The organism is Flagellimonas flava (genome assembly GCF_050617915.1).
In the GTDB taxonomy this organism is placed as follows: domain Bacteria; phylum Bacteroidota; class Bacteroidia; order Flavobacteriales; family Flavobacteriaceae; genus Flagellimonas; species Flagellimonas flava_A.
On the sequence record NZ_JBODQE010000004.1, the window covers coordinates 191,537 to 214,086 of the forward strand.

The 22,550-nt window shown below is 42.2% G+C and carries 18 protein-coding genes; 2 read left to right on the forward strand and 16 right to left on the reverse strand.

Annotated features, from left to right (window positions below; genetic code table 11):
* Positions 1-332: 332 nt before the first annotated feature.
* Positions 333-1,433 (forward strand): DUF4407 domain-containing protein, encoded by a 1,101-nt coding sequence (locus tag ACRHOZ_RS12155; RefSeq protein WP_431125982.1) that lies wholly within the window; start codon positions 333-335, stop codon positions 1,431-1,433.
* A gap of 214 nt (positions 1,434-1,647) precedes the next feature.
* Here the strand turns inward: ACRHOZ_RS12155 and rfbD are convergent, their stop codons facing one another.
* From rfbD to rfbB, 4 genes are all read right to left on the reverse strand, one after another.
* Complete coding sequence (gene rfbD, locus ACRHOZ_RS12160) at positions 1,648-2,517, reverse strand: dTDP-4-dehydrorhamnose reductase (protein ID WP_431125984.1); 870 nt, start codon at positions 2,515-2,517, stop codon at positions 1,648-1,650.
* A 123-nt stretch (positions 2,518-2,640) separates the two neighbouring features.
* Positions 2,641-3,189 (reverse strand): dTDP-4-dehydrorhamnose 3,5-epimerase, encoded by a 549-nt coding sequence (rfbC, locus tag ACRHOZ_RS12165; protein WP_431125986.1) that lies wholly within the window; start codon positions 3,187-3,189, stop codon positions 2,641-2,643.
* A 3-nt stretch (positions 3,190-3,192) separates the two neighbouring features.
* Positions 3,193-4,053, reverse strand: a complete 861-nt coding sequence (gene rfbA / locus ACRHOZ_RS12170; protein WP_422350073.1) for a glucose-1-phosphate thymidylyltransferase RfbA — start codon at positions 4,051-4,053, stop codon at positions 3,193-3,195.
* A gap of 19 nt (positions 4,054-4,072) precedes the next feature.
* On the reverse strand, positions 4,073-5,110 hold the full coding sequence (rfbB, locus tag ACRHOZ_RS12175; RefSeq protein WP_431125988.1) for a dTDP-glucose 4,6-dehydratase: 1,038 nt from the start codon (positions 5,108-5,110) through the stop codon (positions 4,073-4,075).
* A gap of 216 nt (positions 5,111-5,326) precedes the next feature.
* Here rfbB and ACRHOZ_RS12180 point away from each other — a divergent pair, with 216 nt between their 5' ends.
* On the forward strand, positions 5,327-6,460 hold the full coding sequence (locus tag ACRHOZ_RS12180) for a hybrid sensor histidine kinase/response regulator (protein ID WP_431125990.1): 1,134 nt from the start codon (positions 5,327-5,329) through the stop codon (positions 6,458-6,460).
* Here ACRHOZ_RS12180 and ACRHOZ_RS12185 read toward each other — a convergent pair.
* The 12 genes from ACRHOZ_RS12185 to ACRHOZ_RS12240 form a co-directional block, all read right to left on the reverse strand.
* Positions 6,457-7,665, reverse strand: coding sequence for a glycosyltransferase family 2 protein (locus tag ACRHOZ_RS12185; RefSeq protein WP_431125992.1), 1,209 nt, complete (start codon positions 7,663-7,665; stop codon positions 6,457-6,459). The genes ACRHOZ_RS12180 and ACRHOZ_RS12185 overlap by 4 nt on opposite strands.
* 244 nt (positions 7,666-7,909) lie before the next feature.
* A complete protein-coding gene (locus ACRHOZ_RS12190) occupies positions 7,910-8,548 on the reverse strand; it encodes an acyltransferase (protein ID WP_431125994.1) in 639 nt (212 codons plus the stop codon).
* Between the two features lie 10 nt (positions 8,549-8,558).
* Positions 8,559-9,752 carry a glycosyltransferase gene (locus ACRHOZ_RS12195; protein WP_431125996.1) on the reverse strand — a complete coding sequence of 398 codons (1,194 nt, stop codon included), beginning with the start codon at positions 9,750-9,752 and terminating at the stop codon, positions 8,559-8,561.
* 2 nt (positions 9,753-9,754) lie between these two features.
* Positions 9,755-10,912: a glycosyltransferase family 4 protein gene (locus ACRHOZ_RS12200; protein WP_431125998.1), complete on the reverse strand. Its 1,158-nt coding sequence runs from the start codon at positions 10,910-10,912 to the stop codon at positions 9,755-9,757.
* 6 nt (positions 10,913-10,918) lie between these two features.
* Complete coding sequence (locus ACRHOZ_RS12205) at positions 10,919-12,127, reverse strand: glycosyltransferase (protein ID WP_431126000.1); 1,209 nt, start codon at positions 12,125-12,127, stop codon at positions 10,919-10,921.
* Positions 12,128-12,136: 9 nt separating this feature from the next.
* Positions 12,137-13,105 carry a UDP-glucuronic acid decarboxylase family protein gene (locus tag ACRHOZ_RS12210; protein ID WP_431126002.1) on the reverse strand — a complete coding sequence of 323 codons (969 nt, stop codon included), beginning with the start codon at positions 13,103-13,105 and terminating at the stop codon, positions 12,137-12,139.
* Between the two features lie 11 nt (positions 13,106-13,116).
* The gene (locus tag ACRHOZ_RS12215; protein ID WP_420402010.1) at positions 13,117-14,469 is read right to left on the reverse strand and encodes a UDP-glucose dehydrogenase family protein; all 1,353 of its coding nucleotides are present in this window, start codon (positions 14,467-14,469) and stop codon (positions 13,117-13,119) included.
* A 39-nt stretch (positions 14,470-14,508) separates the two neighbouring features.
* Positions 14,509-16,470 (reverse strand): LruC domain-containing protein, encoded by a 1,962-nt coding sequence (locus ACRHOZ_RS12220; RefSeq protein ID WP_431126005.1) that lies wholly within the window; start codon positions 16,468-16,470, stop codon positions 14,509-14,511.
* Between the two features lie 125 nt (positions 16,471-16,595).
* On the reverse strand, positions 16,596-17,492 hold the full coding sequence (locus ACRHOZ_RS12225; protein WP_431126007.1) for a glycosyltransferase family 2 protein: 897 nt from the start codon (positions 17,490-17,492) through the stop codon (positions 16,596-16,598).
* Between the two features lie 10 nt (positions 17,493-17,502).
* Positions 17,503-18,975 (reverse strand): hypothetical protein, encoded by a 1,473-nt coding sequence (locus tag ACRHOZ_RS12230; RefSeq protein ID WP_431126009.1) that lies wholly within the window; start codon positions 18,973-18,975, stop codon positions 17,503-17,505.
* Positions 18,975-20,318: an oligosaccharide flippase family protein gene (locus ACRHOZ_RS12235; RefSeq protein ID WP_431126011.1), complete on the reverse strand. Its 1,344-nt coding sequence runs from the start codon at positions 20,316-20,318 to the stop codon at positions 18,975-18,977. Before ACRHOZ_RS12235 ends, ACRHOZ_RS12230 begins: the two co-directional genes overlap by 1 nt.
* Positions 20,319-22,550 (reverse strand): GumC family protein, encoded by a 2,232-nt coding sequence (locus ACRHOZ_RS12240; protein ID WP_431126013.1) that lies wholly within the window; start codon positions 22,548-22,550, stop codon positions 20,319-20,321.

Below are 22,550 nucleotides of genomic sequence, written 5' to 3' on the forward strand. Positions count from 1 at the left end.
CCTCTGTTTTAGTACCTTAAAATTACTTTGTTCCCTAATCAAATACAGTAACACAAGTCACATAGCATCAAATTTTAGAGGTAACGGCTAACAGCAAGTCATTCAGGTTCAATAAACAATGAATGGCAAGTGTATTTACCCTTTATTTTCACTTCCAAAAAAGTTTTGAATCCGCTTTCTGTGTGATTTGTGTAACAAATTGTTCAAAACTGCGTTCTAACTACATCGCTTTCAATTTTCTAGAGGCCAAATTCCTTCCAAACCAACCTTCCGTGGGAGTATTTGACTCAAAAGCGGTATGCAGTCAAGTACAAACCTAAACGAGCACTATCATGTTACAACGCTTTTTTATTTTCTGTTCAGGAGCGGACACCCAAATTTTAGAAACTTGTTCCAATGGGGAACGCAATAAGTATGCTGGCATTGGAGCCACAGTATTCTTTACCGCTGTGATGGCCTTTATTGCCAGTGGCTATGCACTTTATACTGTTTTCGACAACATTTACACAGCCATTTTCTTTGGATTTATATGGGGTCTGCTGATTTTCAATTTGGACCGATACATTGTGTCCACCATCAAAAAAAGGGACAGCTTTAGAAGTGAATTGTTCCAAGCCACACCAAGAATCATTTTGGCCATGATCATTGCGGTGGTGATTTCCAAACCACTTGAAATGAAAATTTTTGAAAAGGAAATCAATCAGGTTTTATTGGAGGAGAAAAACGCGATGACTTTGGCCAATCAAGAACAAATTGCTTTGCAATACACCCCAAAAGTGGAGGCGCTCAATCAAGAAATTGGAACCCTAAAAGCGGAGATAACGGCCAAGGAGGCGGAAACCAATGTCCTGTACGACATCTATATTTCCGAAGCCGAAGGTACAGCGGGAACCAAATTGCTGGGCAAAGGTCCAGTATACAAGGAAAAACGGGAAAAACATGATGCCTATTTGGCGGAATTGGCCCAACTTAAAGAAACCAATGGACAAAAAATTCAGGCTTTGGAAAGCCAAATTGCAAGCTTGGGTGTGGACTACAACACTGCAGTAACCGACTCACAACCCATTATTGATGGTTTTGACGGGCTCATGGCGCGAATCAATGCCCTGGGAAAACTTCCATGGTTTCCATCCTTCTTCATCTTTTTATTGTTCCTGGCCATAGAAACCGCACCCATTATTGCCAAACTTTTGGCTCCCAAGGGCGAATATGACTATAAGTTTGAAGAACAGGAAAGTGTAGTGGCCACCTGGGTGACCCAAAAAGTGGCACAGCGTAAGTTGCTCTTTTCCACAGATGGTGAACTTAACCAAAAAATCTATGAGGACATCAAGGGAGAGGAAGAGTTGTATCGTTACAAAAAGGAAAAGGCGGAAGAGTTACTGCGACTCCAAGCAGATTCCTTTCACAAGGTACAGGTAAAAGGACTCTAGCCTTATTTTTCACCTAGCAATGTGCAACCCCTTGTTTCCATTACGACACGAATTCCACCAATTAACACCCATTATAAGCATGTGTATTCGTGCAGATTAGTACGATTCGTGTCAAACTAAATTTTGCACTCATCGGAAAGGGGAAATAAAAAGTCAAAGACCACTTGACTACCCCTTCGAACAGGCTCAGGGAGATAGCTTAGGGTATGACAAACTATATATTAATCTTGGAATATGCCTTTAAGGCCACTGAAAGGCTATCTCTCCAGTGCGGAATTTGCAGGCCAAAGGTTGTTTTGATCTTGGATTTATCCAATACACTGAATTTGGGTCTTTCTGCGGGGGTAGGGTATTCTTCAGAACGAATGGGCTTTAAATCCACATCAATCTTGTACCCGTCAAAAATGGCCTTGGCAAAGTCGTACCAACTGGCCACCCCTTCGTTACTATAATTGTACACGCCATACTCTATACTATGGGCGTTGATGATATGAAGTACAACTTCTGCCAAATCCAAGGCATAGGTGGGTGTGCCCACTTGATCATATACCACAGAAAGTTCGTCCCGTTCTGTTCCCAACTGAATCATGGTCTTCATAAAATTATGACCAAATTCAGAATACAGCCAAGAAGTCCTGAGAATAAAATGCTCATCCAGGTTATTGATAATGGCCCGTTCCCCTTTGTACTTGGTATCGCCATAAAACCCAATTGGGCGGGCAATATCTTCTTCTAGGTACGGGGTTGTCATAAATCCGTCAAACACAAAATCTGTGGAAATATGGATGAGTACTGTATTACTTTCATTGCAATTGAGGGCCAGATTTCTAGCTCCACTGACGTTTACCCGATAGGCCAATTCGTTTTCTGCTTCGGCTTTATCCACATTGGTAAATGCTGCACAGTTGATGCAATACGCATAGTCTGAAGAAATCAGCTCTTCGTTTACCGCATCAAAATCAGTGATGTCCAGCTCGGATGAGGACTTGAACACAAAGTCCAAACCTTGTACTTTGCCTTCATCTACCAATGCCTTAAAAGTGCTTCCTAATTGTCCGGATGCGCCTGTGACCAATATGTTCATATTATGCTTTTTTATCAAATAATCCCTTCCTTCGTCATACTGAACTTGTTTCAGTATCCCATTATTTGCCCTTTGAGACCCTGAAATGAATTCAGGGTGACGTTCGCTGCAACTATTTCTGTTTTAATGTGGAACCGCTTCCTTAAAAACAGGTAAAATCTTGTCTTTATCCGATATGATCAAATCCTCTTTGTTCAAAATCCAGTCAATATTAAAGGTTGGATCGTTATAGATGATACCCCCTTCCGACTCGGCATTATAGAAATTATCGCATTTATAGGAGAATTTGGCCGTATCACTTAAAGTTACAAAACCATGCGCACATCCTCTGGGAATAAACATTTGTTTTTTGTTTTGGGAGGAAAGCAAAGTGGAGACCACCTTGCCAAAAGTTTTGGAGTTGGGTCTTATATCAACCGCTATATCCAGCACCTCACCTTCAAGTACACGGACCAGTTTGGCCTGTGCATGCTCCCCTTTCTGAAAGTGAAGTCCACGCAGCACGCCTTTCACCGAAAAGGACTCATTGTCCTGCACAAAATAGGGTTTGGCGCCTGTCAATAATTCAAACTTCTCCTGATTATAACTTTCCAAAAAGTAGCCTCTCTTGTCTTCAAAGACCTTGGGCTCTATGATAAAACAACCTTCTATTTGGGTTTGCTGTACTTCCATGGGCTAGGCTAAAACTTCCAATAATTTGGCACTGTAACCGCTCTTTAAAAAAGGCTCGGTTAATTTCTTAAACTGACTTTTGGTAATGAAGCCCATTTTATAGGCTGAGGATTCTATGGCACCAATTTTTAGCCCCTGTCTCTCCTCGATGACTTGAACAAACTGCGAGGCCTGCATCAAGGACTTGAAGGTACCCGTGTCCAACCAGGCCGTTCCGCGGTCCATTATGCTTACTTTAAGTTTACCTCTTCTTAGATATTCTTGGTTTATGTCGGTTATTTCCAATTCACCTCGAGCACTGGGTTCAATGTTCTTGGCTATTTCTACCACATCGTTATCGTAAAAATAAATACCGGGCACCGCATAATTGGATTTGGGCTTTTTTGGCTTTTCCTCTATGGAAATCACATTGCCTTCCTCATCAAACTCCACTACCCCATACCTTTCCGGATCGTTCACGTGGTACGCATAAATAATACCTCCATCTGGGTCGTTATTGGATTGCAACAGGGTTTCCAATCCGGTTCCATAGAAGATGTTGTCGCCCAAAATCAGGGCCACTTTGTCGTCCCCTATAAACTTTTCCCCAATGATAAAGGCTTCAGCCAAACCGTTGGGTTCATCCTGAACGGCATACTCAAATTTGCAGCCGTACTTTCTTCCATCGCCCAACAAACGCTGGAACATGGGTAAATCATGTGGTGTGGAAATAATCAATATTTCCCAAATTCCCGACTCGATCAGCGTGGAAAGCGGATAGTAGATCATGGGTTTGTCATAGATGGGCATCAGTTGTTTGCTCACCGCCAAGGTAATGGGGTGCAAACGAGTTCCTGAGCCACCTGCTAATATTATTCCTTTCATGTCTTCGGGGTTAATTGTCCTAAGCCAAACTTTTAGTTTTGTTTTGGATAAACTTGTTTAAATACCAATCTATGGTTTTGTCTATACCACTTTCAAAGTTTTCATCTGCCTTCCATTTTAGGTTGTTTTCTATTTTGGAAGCGTCAATTGCATATCTAAAATCATGACCTGCCCTATCTTTAACATAGGTAATCAATTCCTTGTAAGAAGTTCCATCGGCCTTGGGATGTTTTTGATCCAACAGTTCACAAACGGTCTGGGCAATGTATAAATTGTTCCGCTCATTCCGTCCACCTATGTTGTAAGTTTCCCCAGAAACACCATTTTCATAAGCCAGGGCAATTCCTTTACAATGATCCAGCACGTACAACCAGTCCCGGATGTTGGAGCCATCGCCATAAATGGGAATGGCCTCCCCGGACAATGCTTTTCTTATGATGGTAGGAATTAATTTCTCATCGTGCTGTTTGGGCCCATAATTGTTGGAACAATTGGTGGTCACCACGTTCATACCGTAGGTATGATGGTAGCTTCTGACAATGAAATCGGAAGAAGCCTTTGACGCACTGTATGGACTGTTGGGTGCATACGGAGTAGTCTCCATAAACAAACCTTCCTTGCCCAAAGTACCATATACCTCATCAGTGGATACATGGTGAAATCTTGAATTCTTATAGGCTTCCTTATAAACCCCTGGACTTACCATCCAACTATTTTTGGCTACATCAATCAGATTAAATGTCCCCAAAATATTGGTCTGCATAAAGGCATCCGGATTGGAAATGGAATTGTCCACATGGGATTCCGCAGCAAAATGGATAACCCCTGTTATGTCGTATTTTTCAAAAATCTCCTCAATGAGTTTTCGGTCACAGATGTCCCCTTTAACAAAGGTATATCGGTCATGGCCTTCCACTTCCTTCAGATTGTCCAAGTTTCCCGCATACGTAAGGAGGTCTATATTGACCAAATGGACATCGGCATTCGCTTCTAAAAAATAAGGGACAAAGTTGGAACCGATAAATCCTGCCCCTCCGGTTACCAAAATATGAGTCATGAAGATTTGTTTTTTACTTGTTTTGTAAATATAATCCTACTTTTATTTCACATTCAATTTATGTTGTGAATGGCCGGTTTTTGTTGGTGGAACACTTTAATATAGGTTTAAACGCAATTTGAACCTATTTATGGGTCTTATTCTATGGGCTTTGAAAGGTATTCCTATCAATCCTAAAATCTTTTTCCTACTTTCGTATAGGTCTTTATATCTTAAATGGAAAACCAAGTTACGGAAAAACCCTATATCCTTGCCGTTGACGACGAACAGCTTAATCTGGAACTGCTTCGGTTTATCCTGGAGCGATACAACTTTGAGTTTGAAGGCACCAGTGACGATGACTATTTCTTTGAACTTTTAGCGACCCGAAAACCAGATCTCATTCTTCTGGATGTGATCATGCCACGTATTGAAGGGTTTGAACTCTGCGAAAAAGTAAAGGAGTTTGAAGCTTACAGGGATATTCCCATTATTTTTCTCACGGGCAAGGTCAATGTGAAGGACAAAATCAAAGGTTTTGAAGTTGGAGGGGTGGATTATGTTACCAAACCTTTTAATGAACAGGAGCTTGTTGCTCGGATACAAACCCATGTGGAACTGGTTCGCGCCAAAAACCAAATTGAAAAGCAAGCCAAAAACCTGCAGCAATCAAACGATTTGAAGGATCGTATGTTTTCCATTATAGGTCATGATCTAAGATCTCCCTTGAGTGCAGCAAAATTGAAAATGGATTTTATCATGCGGGGCATTATTGACCCCAAGGCGGATAATTTTCTGGATGATACGGTTTATGATCTTTTAAAAACCATGGACGAGGCGTTGAACTTGCTTCAAAATTTGCTGGGTTGGGCCAAATCCGAAAGTGATCAAATCCAAATGATTCCCGAAAAATTGGATCTTAATGATTTAGGGGAGCAAACCTTTAGGCTTCTCAAATTGGGAAGTGACCATAAGCAAATTGAAATGCAGAACAATATTCCAGCAGAGACTTTTGCCTTCGCCGATAACAACATGATCAAGACCGTATTGCGAAATATTGTCTCCAATGCCATTAAGTTTACCCCTGTGGATGGTCTCATCAAGCTAAACGGTAAAACAAACAAAAACAACATTGTTATTGAGATTGTTGATAATGGAAATGGCATCCCCAAGGAGGATATCAAGAAAATTCTGAATCCCAACGAGCACTTTAGCAAATTAGGAACTGAAAAGGAACCTGGCACCGGACTGGGTCTTATTCTTTGCCAGAACTTTGTTCAAAAGAATGGGGGTGAACTGAAAATCAAGAGTGAGGTAGGTAAGGGAAGTACATTTTATTTTGACCTTCCCTTGCATAATGGACAAGATTAAGTTGCCGGTTCTGTTTGTATACCGCGTTTAGCCCGCTCCCATTTTACAGACTGATTCCCCTTCAAGTACCTTCCAAAGCCCAAAAACACGGAAAGGTTCATGATAAAAAAGTAGTAGGGAATAAAAAGAATCTTCAATCGAATCTGTCTATTCTCCAAAAACCAACCTAACAAGGCGGCAGCGTAAAACAATACTTGTCCCCAGAACAGCAAACTGAACAAACCAAAGTCAAACAAGCCTTCGTTTTGAGCCAGCACAAAGTTCATAGGTATGATCAATAGCAACAATAATGGAGTCAGTGTCCAACGCAAAACACGATGGGAAATGTACTGGAACGACAAGGTTCCATATCTGAAGAAATTCAGCAATTGGCGCAACCTCACCACGGATTGAATTCCGCCTGCTGATATCCGAATTTTTCGTTTTAATTCTTCCTTTACATTGGCCGAAGCGGTTTCAATGGCATAAGCCTCCGGATTGTATTGGATGGTATAACCGGACATGGCCACGCGTAAGGAAATCATAAAATCGTCCAGCAGGGTATCTTTTTCAACTTCCTGCCAAAGGTCTGTGCGAATAGCAAACAATTCCCCTGCCGCACCCACTACGGAGTACAATTCCGCATCCCATTTTTTAAGCTGGGATTCGTATTTCCAATACATTCCCTCTCCAGCACCCGCAGCATTATCCGATTCCTTGGCATAGATTCGTTTTTCTCCTGAAACACAACCTACTTTGGGGTTACGGAACAAACGCACAATCTCCTTGATGGAATTCTTCCCTAAATCCGTATTTGCATCGGAAAAAATAACAATAGGGGTTTTCACAAAGTGCATTCCCCGGTTCATGGCAGCAATTTTTCCGGCTCTTTCATCTTTATGATATACCTCAACTCCATCGTACTTGCGAAGTAATTCTGGCGTACCATCATCTGAACCATCGGTCACCCAGATTTGTGTCACTTTATCCTGTGGATAATCCAAACTCTTTGAGTTTTTCACCTTTTGATCCAAAAAATCCTTTTCATTGAAGGCAGAGACGAATAAAGTGACTTCGGGTTGATAGTCCTCATTTCCAGTAAAAGCTTTGCCCAAACCCAATAAACGTCTAAGTTTTATTATGGCAAATAGCAATATGCCGTATCCCAAATAGGAATAGAAAATTATAAATAATGAAATCCAGAATACTACTTTTAAAACCTCCATTACTTTTCTTTTGTTTCAGGATTTGCTCCTGAAGTTTATTATGTCATTTCCTTAGCCTTTTGTTCATTTTGTCTTGATACAAAACGAACCAAAAAATCAAGTTGATTTCAAGGAAATTTTTGTTCCCTTGTCACAAAACCGTTGATAGATTTTTCGCTACATGCTCTTTTACGCCCAAGCGAAACGCACTTCCGCTCCATCTCCAACTATTTCTGTGAAATCCCCTTGTTGCATTTTCCCATTGTTATACTGCAACCAAACTTTTCTTAGCAACTTTTTCCCATTCCCCTGTGCCTTGATTATAGCTCTTTACCACCCTCGCCGGATTCCCAACTGCTACTGAATAAGGTGGAATATCCTTGGTAACCACGCTCCCGCCTGCTATAATGCAATGCTTCCCTATGGTCACTCCGGCCACTACCACACAATTGGCCCCAATCCAAGTTTCAGCTTCCACAACAATGGTGGCTGTTGACACTCCTTGGGCATGTATGGGTTGGGTGACATCCTCATAATTATGATTCAAACCTGATAAAACAATATTTTGGGCCAATCTCACATCGTCTCCAATGGTAACGGGACCAATAATGGTATTGCCCAAACCAATTCGAGTACGATTGCCAATTTTCACTGCTCCCACGCCATTATTGATAGTAGAAAAATCCTCAATGGTGGAATTGGATCCCAACTCAAAAGTATTCCACGGAAGAACATCCATTCGGGTTCTTCTGCATATTGTGGCGCCCTTCCCCTTTTTATGATAAAAGGGATTGACAAACCATCTTACCCAACCTCTGGGTCTAGCCTGATTTTTGGGAACCAACATCCAGTGCACTAATCCTTTGATCTTTTCACTGTTCTTTATTTTGTCTTTTAATCCCATAACACCTGTTTTATGCTGATTTTTTTATGGCCTCATAAATGGCCCTCACATTGTTTTCCCAAGTATGACTTTGGGCAAAAGCAATTCGTTTGTTCCGCAGTTCTTCGCTGTTTTCTTCCAAAGCCTTTTCAGCCAGTAGGATATATTCTTCTTTTGTGCTTCCCAGGTACACATGCTCCTGGAACATTTCCATAGCCTTGGTCTTGGTAGCCAAAGTGGGCTTCCCCATGGCCAAATACTCATCAATTTTCCTTGGATAGTTTCCAATGGTCCAATCGTTGACCACCTGGGGATTCATGGCAATATCAAAACCCTTTACATAGGCTGGAAGCTCCAAAGCGTCTTTGCTCCCAAGGAAGAACACATTGTCTAGCTGGTGCAAAGCAGAATTTTTAAAATCTTCATCTTCGGGACCTACCAAAACGATGCTCCATTCCTTTTTGGTCTTGGCCATATACTCCAGTAGTTTAATGTCCAAACGCATACTGGTCAAATACCCAACATAACCCAAAACGGGTCCTGGAATATCTTTGAATTCTTCGGGAATTTGTATGGTATTGTCTTCATCATTGAACAAGGAAACATCACAACCCTGCCCCACCATATAGCTGTTCGCGTTATACTTGGCTCCATATTCAGCATACAAGGTAGAGTTGTTTACCACGGTGTCTGCCAGTTCAATAACCTGGGGTTCAATGCGCTCTCCATGCCTTCTCCAATAAGGCACCTTTATCAGGTAATCCCGCATGTAATAGGTATAGCTCTGTGGTTTCAAAAGTTCCTTAAGGTGCAGTCCCAAAAACATGGAACTGTCATTGAATAGCAGCACATTTTGGAATTTTAGTTGCTCCATGGCCTCCAAAATATCATTGGAAAAAAGCTTGGCATTTCTCTTGTTGAGTTTCTTGAACAGGAAGTGGGAGGGTATCCAGTTGATGGATTCGGTCAATGATTTAGGATATAGGTTCCAAAGATTATCCGCAATGGGAACCAAACCCGTGTCTTCACCTTTGGCGATCCGCAATCTTTTTTGGACTTTTTCCGAAGTTCTATCCCTTCTTAGGGTCGCTCGATCCAAGGGTGGATTCACATAGAGTACCCTATTGTGTTTCGCGAATTCGGTAGCAATGTTTTTACAATTGCTTCCAATTTCAATATCCCAGGCCTGAATACCTACGACAATGATGTCCTGTCCTTTGATCATTTTTAATTTTTGTTTAATTCCCCATATACTTCCTCGTACAATTTGAGCACATTCTTGGCCATGGTATCCCAGGAAAACTCTTTAGCTCTTTCAATTCCCTTTTCAGACAGCACTTTGGCCAGCATCTTGTCCTCCACCAAGCGCCTCATGGCTTCGGTGATTTCCAAAGGTCGCGTGGGGTCCACGATAAGCGCAGCATCATCTCCCGCTACTTCAGGCATGGATGATGTATTGGATGTGATTACCGGAACACCACAGGCCATCCCCTCCAAAATGGGAATCCCAAAACTTTCGCGAAGCGAAGGATAAAGGAAAATGGTTGCCTGATTGATTAGTGCTGGCAAATCAGTGTTGGGCACATAACCCGTTAGATGAATAAGCTCCCTTATTTCGGCAGCGTCAATGTTATCCAACAGTTTTTGCAGTTCTTCCTCATCATAATCCAGCATTACCAAACGGTATTTGTTTGGATAGATCTTGTTGAAATCTGAAAAGGCCTTCAGCACCCCTTTTGTATTTTTTTTGGGGTCGGTATTTCCCAAAAAGAAAAAGAAATTATTCGGCAGTTGATATTGTTCTTTTATACGGTTCAACCGTACCGGATTGGCCACTTTTTTAAAGTGCGACCCTACTCCGTTATATATGGCCGTTAATCTATCGTCCTTAAATCCAAAGTGTTTTTTGATCCGCTCTTTCTCGTAATTGGAAACAGTGATGACTTTCTTGCTCCTTCGAATCACAGGAGGCACAAAATATCTACGATACATATTGCCCAATTTTTGGTACCAAGTACCTTCCTTGTTGAACAGGCTTATGCTCTCCAGATAGATAATATCGTGAAGTGTCGTGATCAACGGTACGCTTGAAAAAAGAGGTCCAGTATTACTGGTGCAATGCAGCACGTCACAGCCTTCTTTTTTGGCTGCTCGCGGCAAAACCAACTGCTCCCATCCGGGATACCCCCACCTGGATTCCAATTCCACAATCTTGAAATTATCAGCTTTGGGAATACAACCATCATCAAAATCGGGTCTAACAAAAATCACGTATTCATTGATCGGGTCAATGTCCTGTAAGCTCTTGATCAATTCCAAGGCCACCATGTCCATTCCGTGCTTCTTTTTCCTAAAAAGTCGCTGTCCTTCTATTCCGATTTTCATCTCTGATTATTGGGGGTTAATGGTTCCATGCTGGGTATGGATAAACTTTTTATTGGCCCCTTTGAGTTTGAAAAGCGAAAGGAACATCAAGAAAAATGCTTTGGGCAAGGTGAGCACGGCCCGTAACGTGCTTGTGCTGTAGTATTTTTTAGGGATGGCAAAAACAAATGCCAACATGGTAATTCCAAAACTTATATACCAATATATGGCTGGCACCACCAATAGGTTATTGGGTAATACCAGATTGATCACTAGGTAAAGTCCACTGAACAAGGTCACCAATCCCAACAACAAAACTCTGGGAGGCGATACCATCTGATACACCTTATCAAAGAAATCGATGTTCCCTTTGGTAAAAAGTTCTTTTAAACCAGGAACAAAATATCTGCCGAAGTATACAAACTGGGCAGACAGCCAACGTTTCCTTTGGTTGGCAAACACCTCCGATTTTTGAACTTTTTCGTCCAAAACCAGGGCATCATTCAAATATTCGATCTTGGTTCTGTTCTTCAGCAATTTCAACTCCAATTCTTTGTCAAATCCGCCTACGGCATTTACATGGGCCATGGTATGTTTAAAGAAATAGTAGTCAAACGCCATTCCTGAGCCAATCAAGGCCGATGAAAGACCCAATACCCGATGTCCTTTTCTAAAGATGTGGTTATTGACTTCTTCACTGATGGCGTCCAAAATAGCAAAAGAGGTATTGGTGTTTTTGGCAACTCTGTGCCCTTGAACAACCCTATACCCTTGATTGAATGCCTCATTGATCTTAACTATGAAATCCCGTTCCATAATATTGTCCGCATCCAAGATCAAGGCCACGTGATATTCATCACCAATAACCTCCATGGCTTTGTTCAGCGCCTTGGACTTGGTACTTTTCTCAAAGGAGACCTCAACCAATCTAATGGGAAGCTTTTTTAGTTCTTCCAAGGTTGACACCTGAAAAGAATCGGCAATGACCACCACCTCGTAGAGATGGGAAGGATAGGATTGCTCCAGGACTTTTTGGGCCACTTCCACAATTACGCTATCCTCTTTGTACCCAGGAATCAACACCGCAAACTTCCGCTGTTTTACAGATAAGGTATCACGGGTTTTGGCCTTAAAAAGTCCAGCCACTGAAAAAACAACGACATATATGGATGCAAATCCAAAATATCCGAACAACAGGATTTCCAAACCGTTGATTATGATTTTTAGTACATCCATTGTGTTCTATTATCCGGCTACCAATTCCTTTATCGACTGCTCTTTTAGCAGATTGTCAAAATACTCGATGGTTTTACCAAGACCTTCACGCAGATCAACAGACGGCCTCCAATCAGTAAGCTTTTCTTGAGCCAATGAAATATCTGGCTTGCGTTGCATTGGGTCATCCGAAGGTAACGGCAGATGTACAATCTTGGATTTTGATCCTGTGATATCGATTATATTCTCAGCCAATTCCAACATGGTAAATTCACCTGGATTACCAATATTGATTGGCCCAATAAAATCGTCTTCCGTACCCATCATCTTGATCATCCCGTCAACCAAATCGCTTACATATTGAAAGCTTCGGGTCTGGGTTCCGTCTCCAAAAACCGTGATGTCCTTGCCTTGCAAAGCCTGCATGATAAAATTGGATACCACCCTACCATCATCCGGCTCCATCCTGGGTCCGTAGGTATTAAAAATCCGAACGATCTTCACCAAAACTTCATTGGAATTGTGGTAGTTCACAAATAAGGATTCGGCACATCGTTTCCCTTCGTCATAACAGGAACGGATTCCAATTGGGTTCACATGCCCCCAATACCCTTCGGGTTGGGGATGCAGTTCTGGATCCCCATAAACCTCACTGGTTGATGCCTGCAATATTTTGGCTTTGATCCGTTTGGCCAATCCCAACATATTTATTGCCCCCAAAACAGATGTCTTAATTGTTTTGATGGGATTATGCTGGTAATGCACTGGTGATGCCGGACATGCCAAATTGTAGATTTCATCCACTTCCAAAAAGTAGGGAAGGGTAACATCATGGCGAACCACCTCAAAATAAGGGTTGTCCATTAAATGTACGATCTTGCTTTTTCTGCCTGTGAAATAATTGTCCATGCTAATGACCTCGTTTCCTTCGTTCAAAAGCCTTTCACAGAGATGGGAACCTACAAAACCTGCTCCCCCGGTTACTAATATTCGTTTCATCTTGCCCCTTTTTAAATTTTTACGGTCTCTTCCTTATCGCTTACAACGGCGTCCCTACCAATACTGTAATAGGTAAAGTCCAGTTCTTCCATTTCCTCGGGATCGTAGACATTGCGGCCATCAAAAATGGTCTTGTTGATCATCAATTTTTCCAAGATCCTAAAGTTGGGCATCCGGAATTCTGACCATTCCGTAACCACAATCAATGCATCGGCATCAATAATGGCATCGTACTCGTCTTTGGCATATTCAATCTTGTTGCCCAAAATGCGTTCAGCTTCCTCCATGGCCACAGGGTCATACGCCCTAATGTTGGCGCCCAATGCTTTTAGCTCGTCAATGATTACCAAGGACGGCGCTTCCCTCATGTCATCGGTTTTTGGCTTAAAGGCCAATCCCCAGAGACCGAACTGTTTTCCTTTTAGGTTTTTCCCAAAATGCCGCTTGATTTTCTCTATCAATACAGATTTCTGTCTGTAGTTGACGCTCTCCACAGCTTTTAAAACCTCCAAAGAGTGTCCATATTCATCTGCAGTTCTAACCAAAGCTTGTACATCCTTTGGAAAACAACTACCTCCATATCCTGTTCCAGGGTAGATAAACTTGTTGCCTATTCTGGAATCTGAACCAATTCCTTTTCGAACCAAATCCACATTGGCCCCAACCAATTCACATAGGTTGGCGATATCGTTCATAAAACTGATCTTGGTCGCAAGCATGGAATTGGCCGCGTACTTGGTCATTTCCGAAGAGAAAATATCCATAAACAACAGTGGGTGACCGTTCATCAAAAAGGGTTTGTACAGGCGTTTCATCACCTTTTCTGCCCGCTTGCTTTCCACTCCAACCACGATACGGTCTGGCTTAAGGAAATCATCAACGGCACTTCCCTCCTTTAAGAATTCAGGATTGGATGCCACATCAAAAGGGATGCGTACGTCCCTGTTGACCAATTCTTCTTCAACGGCAGCTTTTACTTTAAATGAGGTTCCAACGGGAACGGTACTTTTGGTAATGATTACTTTGTAATCTTCCATGTGTTGACCTATTTCCCGAGCCACTCCAAGAACATACTTAAGGTCTGCGCTCCCATCTTCATCAGGTGGGGTTCCCACGGCAATAAAAATGGCATCACTATTCTTGATTCCCTTTTGAAGGCTTGTGGTAAAGGAGATTCTTCCCTTATCCATGTTGCGTTCCAAAAGGACATCCAGGCCAGGTTCATAAATGGGGATCTCGCCATTGCGCAATTTTTCCACCTTTTTTTCATCAATGTCCACACAGACCACATTTATACCGGATTCTGCGAAACAAGTACCTGTCACTAATCCTACGTAACCTGTACCAATAACTGTTATGTTCATAATTTGAAGTGTATTTATGGTTTGTTATATCTTTTTTCTCTATCTCACGTACCAATCCAAATCTTGTGTACCCCCTGAGTTCGCCCAATTGACAAACTTGGGATACGCAATGGTTATGGGAATGAACTCTTGCGGAGGAACAAAATCATCCGAAATGTTCAATGCCCAAGGCAGGTTGGTATTTGTTTTATAAAATCGATTTTCATTGGCGTCACTATCATCTGCTGATGTACCCAAAAAGCCAGCTTTGCTGGTAGGGGTGTGATCTGGTAAATGAACCTCTTTTGTCCTATCGGCCCCTGCAATCAAAAAAGGATTGAACGGTACCATCCCGAGGTCTGAATAGCTCACTGGAGTGTTAAAATCTATTCCCAATTCAATGGTTTCACCTTCCATTAATATTAGGTTTCCAGCCACAATGATTACCGTCTCATTTGTCGCTGTGCCGGTTTCAGTTCCGTTGGCATTTAGATCGATGTAATCGGCATTGATCACTTGGCCTTGAACATCTTCTACAAGAGAAGGGTCAATAGGGAAAACCAATCCAAATCCGTTCTGAAGGGATCCTCCAATATTATCAATGGTGTAGTTTGCCTCAATCCGTGTAATCAGGTTGGAAGCATTTGTAATTAAATTGTAGTTATAGGTAACCACCAGGTCATTAAAATCATAGTCCCCTTGGCTTGGCCATAAATCTTCATAGGCCAAGACACCCGTTAAGTTGGCGGTTGTGGAAAAATTATTGAACGCCTTGTTCACGTCAAACGGGAACTCGTCCAACTCATCGTTTACCCCATCCCCGTCCTCATCATTGGCTGGAATCAACGCAACCACGTTGGTCAATTCTATAGATTCCACAGGATTTGCGCGGGCGTAGAAGACCGCATCATTAAAGTCATCATCGGAACCTTGGTCTCTCCTCAAATCCTCAAAGGCCAAGAAATTGATTCCCCTGGCGCTGTCATATAACTGCACCATATGGGTGTTTAGATTGGTATTTTCTGGATTGAAGCTTGGTTCGGAATAATAAATGCCATTCCCGTCACCAACTCCTGATCCTGTCCAGCCATTGGCCACCACAAACCAAGAAATTACCGTATTGGGCTGAAAACGCCCCAGATAAACACGGTCGCCAGGCACCAATCCTCCAGACGACCCAACCATGGATACGTTGGGAAAAATAATATGGTGTGCTGTAATATCATCAACAGTAGCTGGGGCATCCCCTACTGGATAGGAGTAATAACCCAAGGCATTTCTATAGCCTGCTCCTTCGGACACAAAGGTGACCCATACATCCGCCAAATCTGTGAGAACCATACTGGTTTCGCTGGTATTGGCCAGAAATTGTGGGTTGGCAATGGGTACCCTACTGTACTCAGGCAGGGAAGCGTTGATATCATCCAAAAGATTTTGTTGGATCACGTCGGGTAGTTCCATGTCCCCGGGCACCCCCTGGTTGTCAAATTCTCCAAGGAAAGTGTATGGTACTTTACCGGTCAAATTCGAAATCCCTTTGCTGTTTAAGATAGATGGCGTACTCTTATTGCTTGTTGACCTTTCATATAAGGTTCTATAGTCAAAGGCTACAGCTCCATTTTGGATCTTCAGCCTCACGTCCTTGGTCAATCCGATATAGTCCGAGTACAACAAAATGCTATCGGCTTGTGCCTGAACCACAAAGTCTTGCTCATAGTGTCCGTTGGTATCAAAAATGGCCCTACCGAACGGAATGCTGTCCTGAGAACCTATCTTGCTGTACAATGAAAAAACTGCCTTGCCCAAAAAGGAAGGGACATCCAAAGTAATACGAACCTCCTGATTGGTGGAATAGTCAAAATCTGCTGAAACTTGAAAAACAGCTAAAGGATCTTCCTCATCCGGTCCCTCTCCTGTTGTTGGGTTATCCACTGGAGGGTCCAAATCCTTCTCGCTTACGCAGCCCAGATTCAACACAAAAATGAAAAGCAGCATTGCAAGGCCGACATTTCTAAATACCATTGTAAATTTCTTTTTGTAAATATTATCCTACATTTTAATAAAGAAAAGTATTTGTTGCGTACAGCCTGTTTCGTGTTGTAAATAAGAGGCTGGCACACATATATCAGGGTATTGCCTGTTTTACGCTAGACCTGATTTACTGTTTTCCCGTGTGTTAGGTTCCAAGTGACGGCTCGCCAAAATGCTTTTAAATGTTCAAACTCTCTTTTGAACAAAAACTTTAGGCTGTTTTTGGGAATGGAAACCAAACCTTGGAACAATAGGCTGACAAATAAGGGTAATGGTTTGAAGTTTCTTCGGGCAAAGAGGATTCTATTCCTTGAAATGTAGTAGGTTTTGAGGGGACTGAATTTCCCAGTTGAAACGGATTCCTTATGTAAAATATACGATTGGGGTTGGTAGTAGATTTTATAGCCGGCACGTTTCACCATTTCGGCCCAGTCGTGCTCCTCATAGTACAGAAAGTATATTTCTGTCATCATTCCCACCTTTTCCACAACCGTTTTTGGAACCATCATAGCAGCCCCATGAATGGATTGGGTCTCCCCTGGTTGATCAAAAGAACCATCATCTTTTTGATGGTATCCAATACTGTTGTTTCTGATGGTCCAATGACTCATGGGCGTATAGCCCGCATATTGGATCAAAGTGGGATCCCAATGAAATTTGATCTTGGGACTCACCATTCCAATGCCGGTATCCACTTGTAAAGTTTGCACCAGCGGTTCAATAAAATTTGGAGGAACAATAGTATCATTGTTAATGAACAACAGGTAATCACCCTTGGCTTGTTTTACCCCCAAATTGTTGCCTCCCGCAAATCCCAGGTTTTCAGGACTTTTGATTAAAGTAATCTCTGGAAATTTTTCCTTGATCACCTCAGGTGTATCATTTGGGGATGCGTTATCCACCACAATGACCTCAATATTTGGGTAGGTGAGTTTCCTAATGGATTGCAACAAATCCAACGTCACTTCGGATTCATTATAGTTGATGGTTATGATTGAAACAAGTGGTTCCATGATTTGTGTTTTATGCTGCTTGTAGTTGTAATTCGGCTTCTTTCTCTTCCAAAATTTCCTTATCCAATTTGGGCGAAATGAAGATGAAGATCATTCCTGTATACATTAAAATACAGGTTGGAAATTGTCCAAAAACCCCATTTCCATAGGAAGCCAACATGATTCCTGCCATACCGCAAACCAGCGCGGTAATCTGGCCCTTCAACCAGTCGTCCCGTATTTTGAACATGCAGTTATAGGCTCCTGTAATCAGGATAAAAAACAAGATAAAAAGGTGTAGATACAGCCCCACTATTCCCGTATCGGCCCAAACCGCCACAAACCAACTGTCCGTTGCAGTATTGGCCAAAAAAGTGTTGGGCGAAAACCGTTTTCCCCAGTTCCCTGTTGAACCAATTCCTCCGCCCAGAGGTCTGGTGGCCAAATATCCCCTTAATCTTTCCTGGTTAATTTTCCGCATTTGAAGAGAGGCGTCATTCGGGTCAAACGCTGTACGCATGCGCCTGATCTGATCATTATCATTCCCGATGGTGGTGTACTTGAAAAAGATGAAGACCCCAATCCCCATGATCACTCCCAAAACAATACTTGGAATGTGTTTACGAATCAAGATGAACATGACCCCGCCCATGGCCGGTACCGCAATCGCCCCACGTGTTCCAGAAATCATCATCCCCAAAAGACCCGCCATGGCCACGATACCACAGAAAATTTGAAATTTTCGGTTTTTGGCGAACAAAGCCAATACCCCGAACACCACTCCGGTGTGCCCTTGTGAAGCTCCAAATTGACCGGCATCGGAATAGAAAGAGAAAATTCGAAGTTTGCCAAATAAGATATGCGTTACATCCCCCCCGGCATCCAGCCAGGCTTGCTCGTAGGAATCAACTCCAAAAATCAATTGCTGCATGCCCTTCATGGTGGCCAAAACGGACAGGGTTCCCCAAATCAAAAAGAAGAGATGGAGATCGGTTCGCTTGTTGAACAGAATAAAGACCAATGGAACAAATAGCCATTGATATAAAGCCAAGCCCCTCATGGCATAAAACCATGCGGCCACACTTACCGCCTCAGGGTTGGCAATTTGCAAAACTGCATAGCCAAACCATATCGTAACCAGGAGGGTCAATTGTGAGTTTGCCCTCTCCCAAGGTATTTTTATCCGGAAAGCTTTAAAGAACAAAGCCAGGTACATCAGGACCATTAAACCATCCATGAGCAATCCCCAGGTCATGGGAATATATCTTCCAATCCCTAGCACAAAAAAGTTAAAAATGAGAATGGTGATAATTCCTATCCGTGGATTAATGAACAAAGCGCCCATATAGGTTATGGCAAAAGGAAGTACCATGATTCCGATGCCCGCCACCAAACCTTTGGTTGCTGTTAAATGGGCCGTGGTAACTACAACGGACAACAGCAGCAATATGGGAAGTGGTTTCCTTAGATAATCTGAGCCCTGTGTTGTTTCAAAAGGATTCATTACCCCAAATGTGTTTTTAGGTTTTTGATGAAATCCACACTTTCGGAAACAATCTGGCGACTTTGAATTTGAATTTCCTTTTTGAGGTAGTGGAATCCGAGGAAAATCCCCATTAAAGTGAATAATACGGTACCAACCGCCACTGCCACCAAACTTTTGAAGACAAATACGGCCAGTACATTCAGGACAATATTGGCAATAGTCATGACCAAAACCTTATACAAATTGAGCTTTGGTTTGTTGATACTATCCAGAAGTACTCCTGTAAATCGGTCAATGGGCAACAACATAATGTAAACGGTGAAGACCCTAAAAATCAAGGTCAGCAAGGGCAGGGCATCTTTATACTCATTGCCCCCCAAAAAGAGGACCAAATGCTCGGCAAAGACAAAACTCACCAGCGCTACGGGAAAGAACAAAAGGGTAATGATTCCAACGTAGGAATAGAAAATACTTTTGGTGCCGTTTAAATCCCCATCAATAGCCTTTTTGGACATTCTGGGATAGGCGGTCATGGCAAAGCTATGCAACGGGATTCCGAGTAAATCAGTCAGTTTTAGTGGAATAGCATACATGGCTATCCCTGCCGAACCCAAAAAAGGGCTCATCCCTATGATAAAAGTATCGGAACTTTTGAGCAAACTGGAACTGATCAGCGTTCCCATGGAATACTTCCCAAAGTTCACCAGCTCCTTTTCTGTTTTTTTTCGGGCAAATCTTAGGTAGAACAGTCCATCCCAATTTTTGAGCATGCACCAAATTCCCGAAATCGCATTTACGGCAATGTTCACCCAGATTATTTCGACAAGACCCCATTGGAGCCACCATTGGTTCAATAATAAAAACAGACAAAAAAGACCCACATTGGAAATCCGTACCACCATCATTCGCCTAAAATTCTGTTCTGCTTGAAACAGGGACATGGCGTTGTTCCAACTTAAGTTGGAAAGTGCCAAAAACGGATAGTAAAACAAGAACAATCGATATCCATTATTGATTTCAAAACTGGAAAAGAGCAGTATTACATGGCTAGCCCAACAAAATAAAGTTAAAACACCCAAGAGGGTCAGATTTATTCGAAATGCTGTCCCAAGGATGGTCTTATGACCTTGTTCATCTGCTCCGGACAACAATCGAACGGAAGAGGTGCGCGTTAAGCCAAACCGTAAAAGATCTACAAAAGTGGCCAGGGTGATAAACAAAACCCACTCCCCAAAAAGTTCCTTGTCCAATTGTCTGGTCAATAGCATAAAGCTCACCAATCCCATAAAAGCCACACTAACATTGGCCATTAGGGAGGATAAGTTCTTTTCCTTACCGATATTTTTGAGTTTCCCCAACATTTAGGCGACTGTTTTCTTAGTAAAAAAATTGAATTGGACAATCTGCTTGATCCACTTACGGATCAATGATCGTTTCTTGGGAAGATCACCCACTACCGTCTCCATTTCCAAGACCTTGACACCATTCAAAATAATGGTAGGCTCGGGTCCGGTTGTAGCTTCGTTAAAGAGGGACAAGGCATTTTTATCCGCGTCTCCCCAGGCCCTGTTGGCACGGGTAACCAAAAAGGTATAGTCCATAGTGGACGCCAACTTCACCGGGAACGGGTTTTTGATAATGCTAGGGATTTCCAGAATTACAAAATGGAACACATTGAAATCTTCAATGGTATTATTGCGATCAAATTCCTTGATATGGGAAATCGTGTACAGCTGATCGCTTATGTCATAGATCAACTTGCTGTAATGTTCACCTGCCAATCCCAAATCTTCTTCGTCGTAGGTGATATGAAGCACATTGTAGTCCAACTCACAAAGTTTGGCGATCAAATGCTTGCATATAAATGTTTTCCCTTCACTTTCCTGGGTGGAAAAGAGCATGTTCACCACGGGTTCCTGTTCCTTTTCCTTTTTATACTGATTAAGGATGATATTACGGGATATGGCATTAACCGCCTTGTTCTGCAGGTAGCTATAATCTATTTTTCCTTGTTTGGCACTGATCACAGGAAATATGGAAGACACTTTCAAATCAATTTTATCTTCCGCCCTTTTTGCCGTATTCAGATTTCCATCCAAAAATTCCAGGATCAAAATGGTTGCTGCCACTAAAATAAATCCAACCATTCCGGCCACTATGACCAGAAGCATGCGCTTGCTAGGTTTTGGGTTGATTGGAAAGAAAGGAACCTCAGTAAGTTTAATATTGGACTTTAACTCCACATTCTGCTGTCTTAATTTGGCAAGACCCAAACTATGCAGCAAGCTCAGATATTCCCTTTCCGCGATGTCAATTTTCCTTTCCAGGCGCTTCATGGTCGCTCCCAAAGGAGAAAACTTTTGATATAATTTTTCAAACTCCAGCCTTTTATTCTCCATCACCTTCAACTGGGCGCCATATCCTTCATATTCAATAGTGTTTTGTAACCAGTCGGCCAAAACACTGGTGGAAGCCACACTTTTGGTGCTATAATCCGTGGTATAAAGCGTATCGATATGTGAAGCAAGCCGGTTTTCCAAAGCTTTTATACGTTCCATTTTCCGGGCCACTTCCTTGGCATCCTGTTGTCTTTGTACTGAATCCTTTTCCAGGCCCAAAGTTTTCATGGACACCTCAAAGTTCAAGGTGGAAAGCTCTTTCCGAATTTCCATGATACTTTGACTGGATATTCGTTTTCTTTCATGGGTTTCAAGCTTGGATTCCAAAGCCGTTAAAACCGCCTTGGAAGCATGAAATTTTCGTTGCACCTCGAAAAATTTGATTTCAAACTCTTCTTTCTCCCCTGCTATGTGTTTGGTCTGTTCGTAGTAATTGATGATGTTATGGGTCCGATTAAAATTGAGCAATTCGTCCTCCGCATCGTGAAGATCATTTGTGGATTTGTTCAACTGGCCCTGAAAGTACTTTACCACCGCATCAGACTGATTTACTTTAATGTCCGCATTCAATTGAACAAACACCTCACAGAGAATCAGCAAGGTATTCTGGCATATGGCAGGGTCCTCGGATTCAAAATCTATATCCACAAAATCACTATTGGAAATTCTTCTCAAACCTATACGACCCGAAATCTTTTCAATACTGTAATCTGGATGATCAAGATTGATGAGCTGGTATAGATAGTTTGTATGGTTGGATTCTTTCAGTTTTAAAAAGTTCTCATAGGTTTTTTGCATATCCCCTTTAACAACCAACTTTTTCACCTCATCCGGTACTTCCTTCATCAGGTTTTGGTACTTTTCACGGGATATGATCTTGATGTCCGCACTGTCCAGAACCATGTGCTGGGTAAATAGTTTCAGCCCAACAATCTCAATGGTAGTTCGGGCCTTAATAAGATTGAGCAAGTTATCATAGGCCGTATTGGTGGCCCTAAAGTCTATTTTGGTATTTTCCAGTTCAATATTGGATCCAGTGGCAATACCGGTATATACCCTGGCCTTGGAATTATAGATTTTGGGTTCGTCCCTTGTCATAAAAAACACCAAAGCGGCCAGAATAATGGGCATGGCCACTAGAAGACTTATATGTCTTACTAAAAGACGGACAAAAAATAAAAGATTAAACTTCAT

Excerpts from the sequence above, each read along its gene's own strand:
- rfbD (WP_431125984.1), bottom strand. The coding sequence starts at position 2,517 with ATGAACATATTGGTCACAGGCGCATCCGGACAATTAGGAAGCACTTTT.
- ACRHOZ_RS12205 (WP_431126000.1), bottom strand. The coding sequence starts at position 12,127 with ATGGATGTACTAAAAATCATAATCAACGGTTTGGAAATCCTGTTGTTC.
- ACRHOZ_RS12215 (WP_420402010.1), bottom strand. The coding sequence starts at position 14,469 with ATGAACATAACAGTTATTGGTACAGGTTACGTAGGATTAGTGACAGGT.
- rfbA (WP_422350073.1), bottom strand. The coding sequence starts at position 4,053 with ATGAAAGGAATAATATTAGCAGGTGGCTCAGGAACTCGTTTGCACCCC.
- rfbC (WP_431125986.1), bottom strand. The coding sequence starts at position 3,189 with ATGGAAGTACAGCAAACCCAAATAGAAGGTTGTTTTATCATAGAGCCC.
- ACRHOZ_RS12220 (WP_431126005.1), bottom strand. The coding sequence starts at position 16,470 with ATGGTATTTAGAAATGTCGGCCTTGCAATGCTGCTTTTCATTTTTGTG.
- ACRHOZ_RS12200 (WP_431125998.1), bottom strand. The coding sequence starts at position 10,912 with ATGAAAATCGGAATAGAAGGACAGCGACTTTTTAGGAAAAAGAAGCAC.
- ACRHOZ_RS12155 (WP_431125982.1), top strand. The coding sequence starts at position 333 with ATGTTACAACGCTTTTTTATTTTCTGTTCAGGAGCGGACACCCAAATT.
- rfbB (WP_431125988.1), bottom strand. The coding sequence starts at position 5,110 with ATGACTCATATTTTGGTAACCGGAGGGGCAGGATTTATCGGTTCCAAC.
- ACRHOZ_RS12210 (WP_431126002.1), bottom strand. The coding sequence starts at position 13,105 with ATGAAACGAATATTAGTAACCGGGGGAGCAGGTTTTGTAGGTTCCCAT.
- ACRHOZ_RS12195 (WP_431125996.1), bottom strand. The coding sequence starts at position 9,752 with ATGATCAAAGGACAGGACATCATTGTCGTAGGTATTCAGGCCTGGGAT.
- ACRHOZ_RS12185 (WP_431125992.1), bottom strand. The coding sequence starts at position 7,665 with ATGGAGGTTTTAAAAGTAGTATTCTGGATTTCATTATTTATAATTTTC.
- ACRHOZ_RS12225 (WP_431126007.1), bottom strand. The coding sequence starts at position 17,492 with ATGGAACCACTTGTTTCAATCATAACCATCAACTATAATGAATCCGAA.
- ACRHOZ_RS12235 (WP_431126011.1), bottom strand. The coding sequence starts at position 20,318 with ATGTTGGGGAAACTCAAAAATATCGGTAAGGAAAAGAACTTATCCTCC.
- ACRHOZ_RS12190 (WP_431125994.1), bottom strand. The coding sequence starts at position 8,548 with ATGGGATTAAAAGACAAAATAAAGAACAGTGAAAAGATCAAAGGATTA.
- ACRHOZ_RS12180 (WP_431125990.1), top strand. The coding sequence starts at position 5,327 with ATGGAAAACCAAGTTACGGAAAAACCCTATATCCTTGCCGTTGACGAC.
- ACRHOZ_RS12230 (WP_431126009.1), bottom strand. The coding sequence starts at position 18,975 with ATGAATCCTTTTGAAACAACACAGGGCTCAGATTATCTAAGGAAACCA.
- ACRHOZ_RS12240 (WP_431126013.1), bottom strand. The coding sequence starts at position 22,550 with ATGAAGTTTAATCTTTTATTTTTTGTCCGTCTTTTAGTAAGACATATA.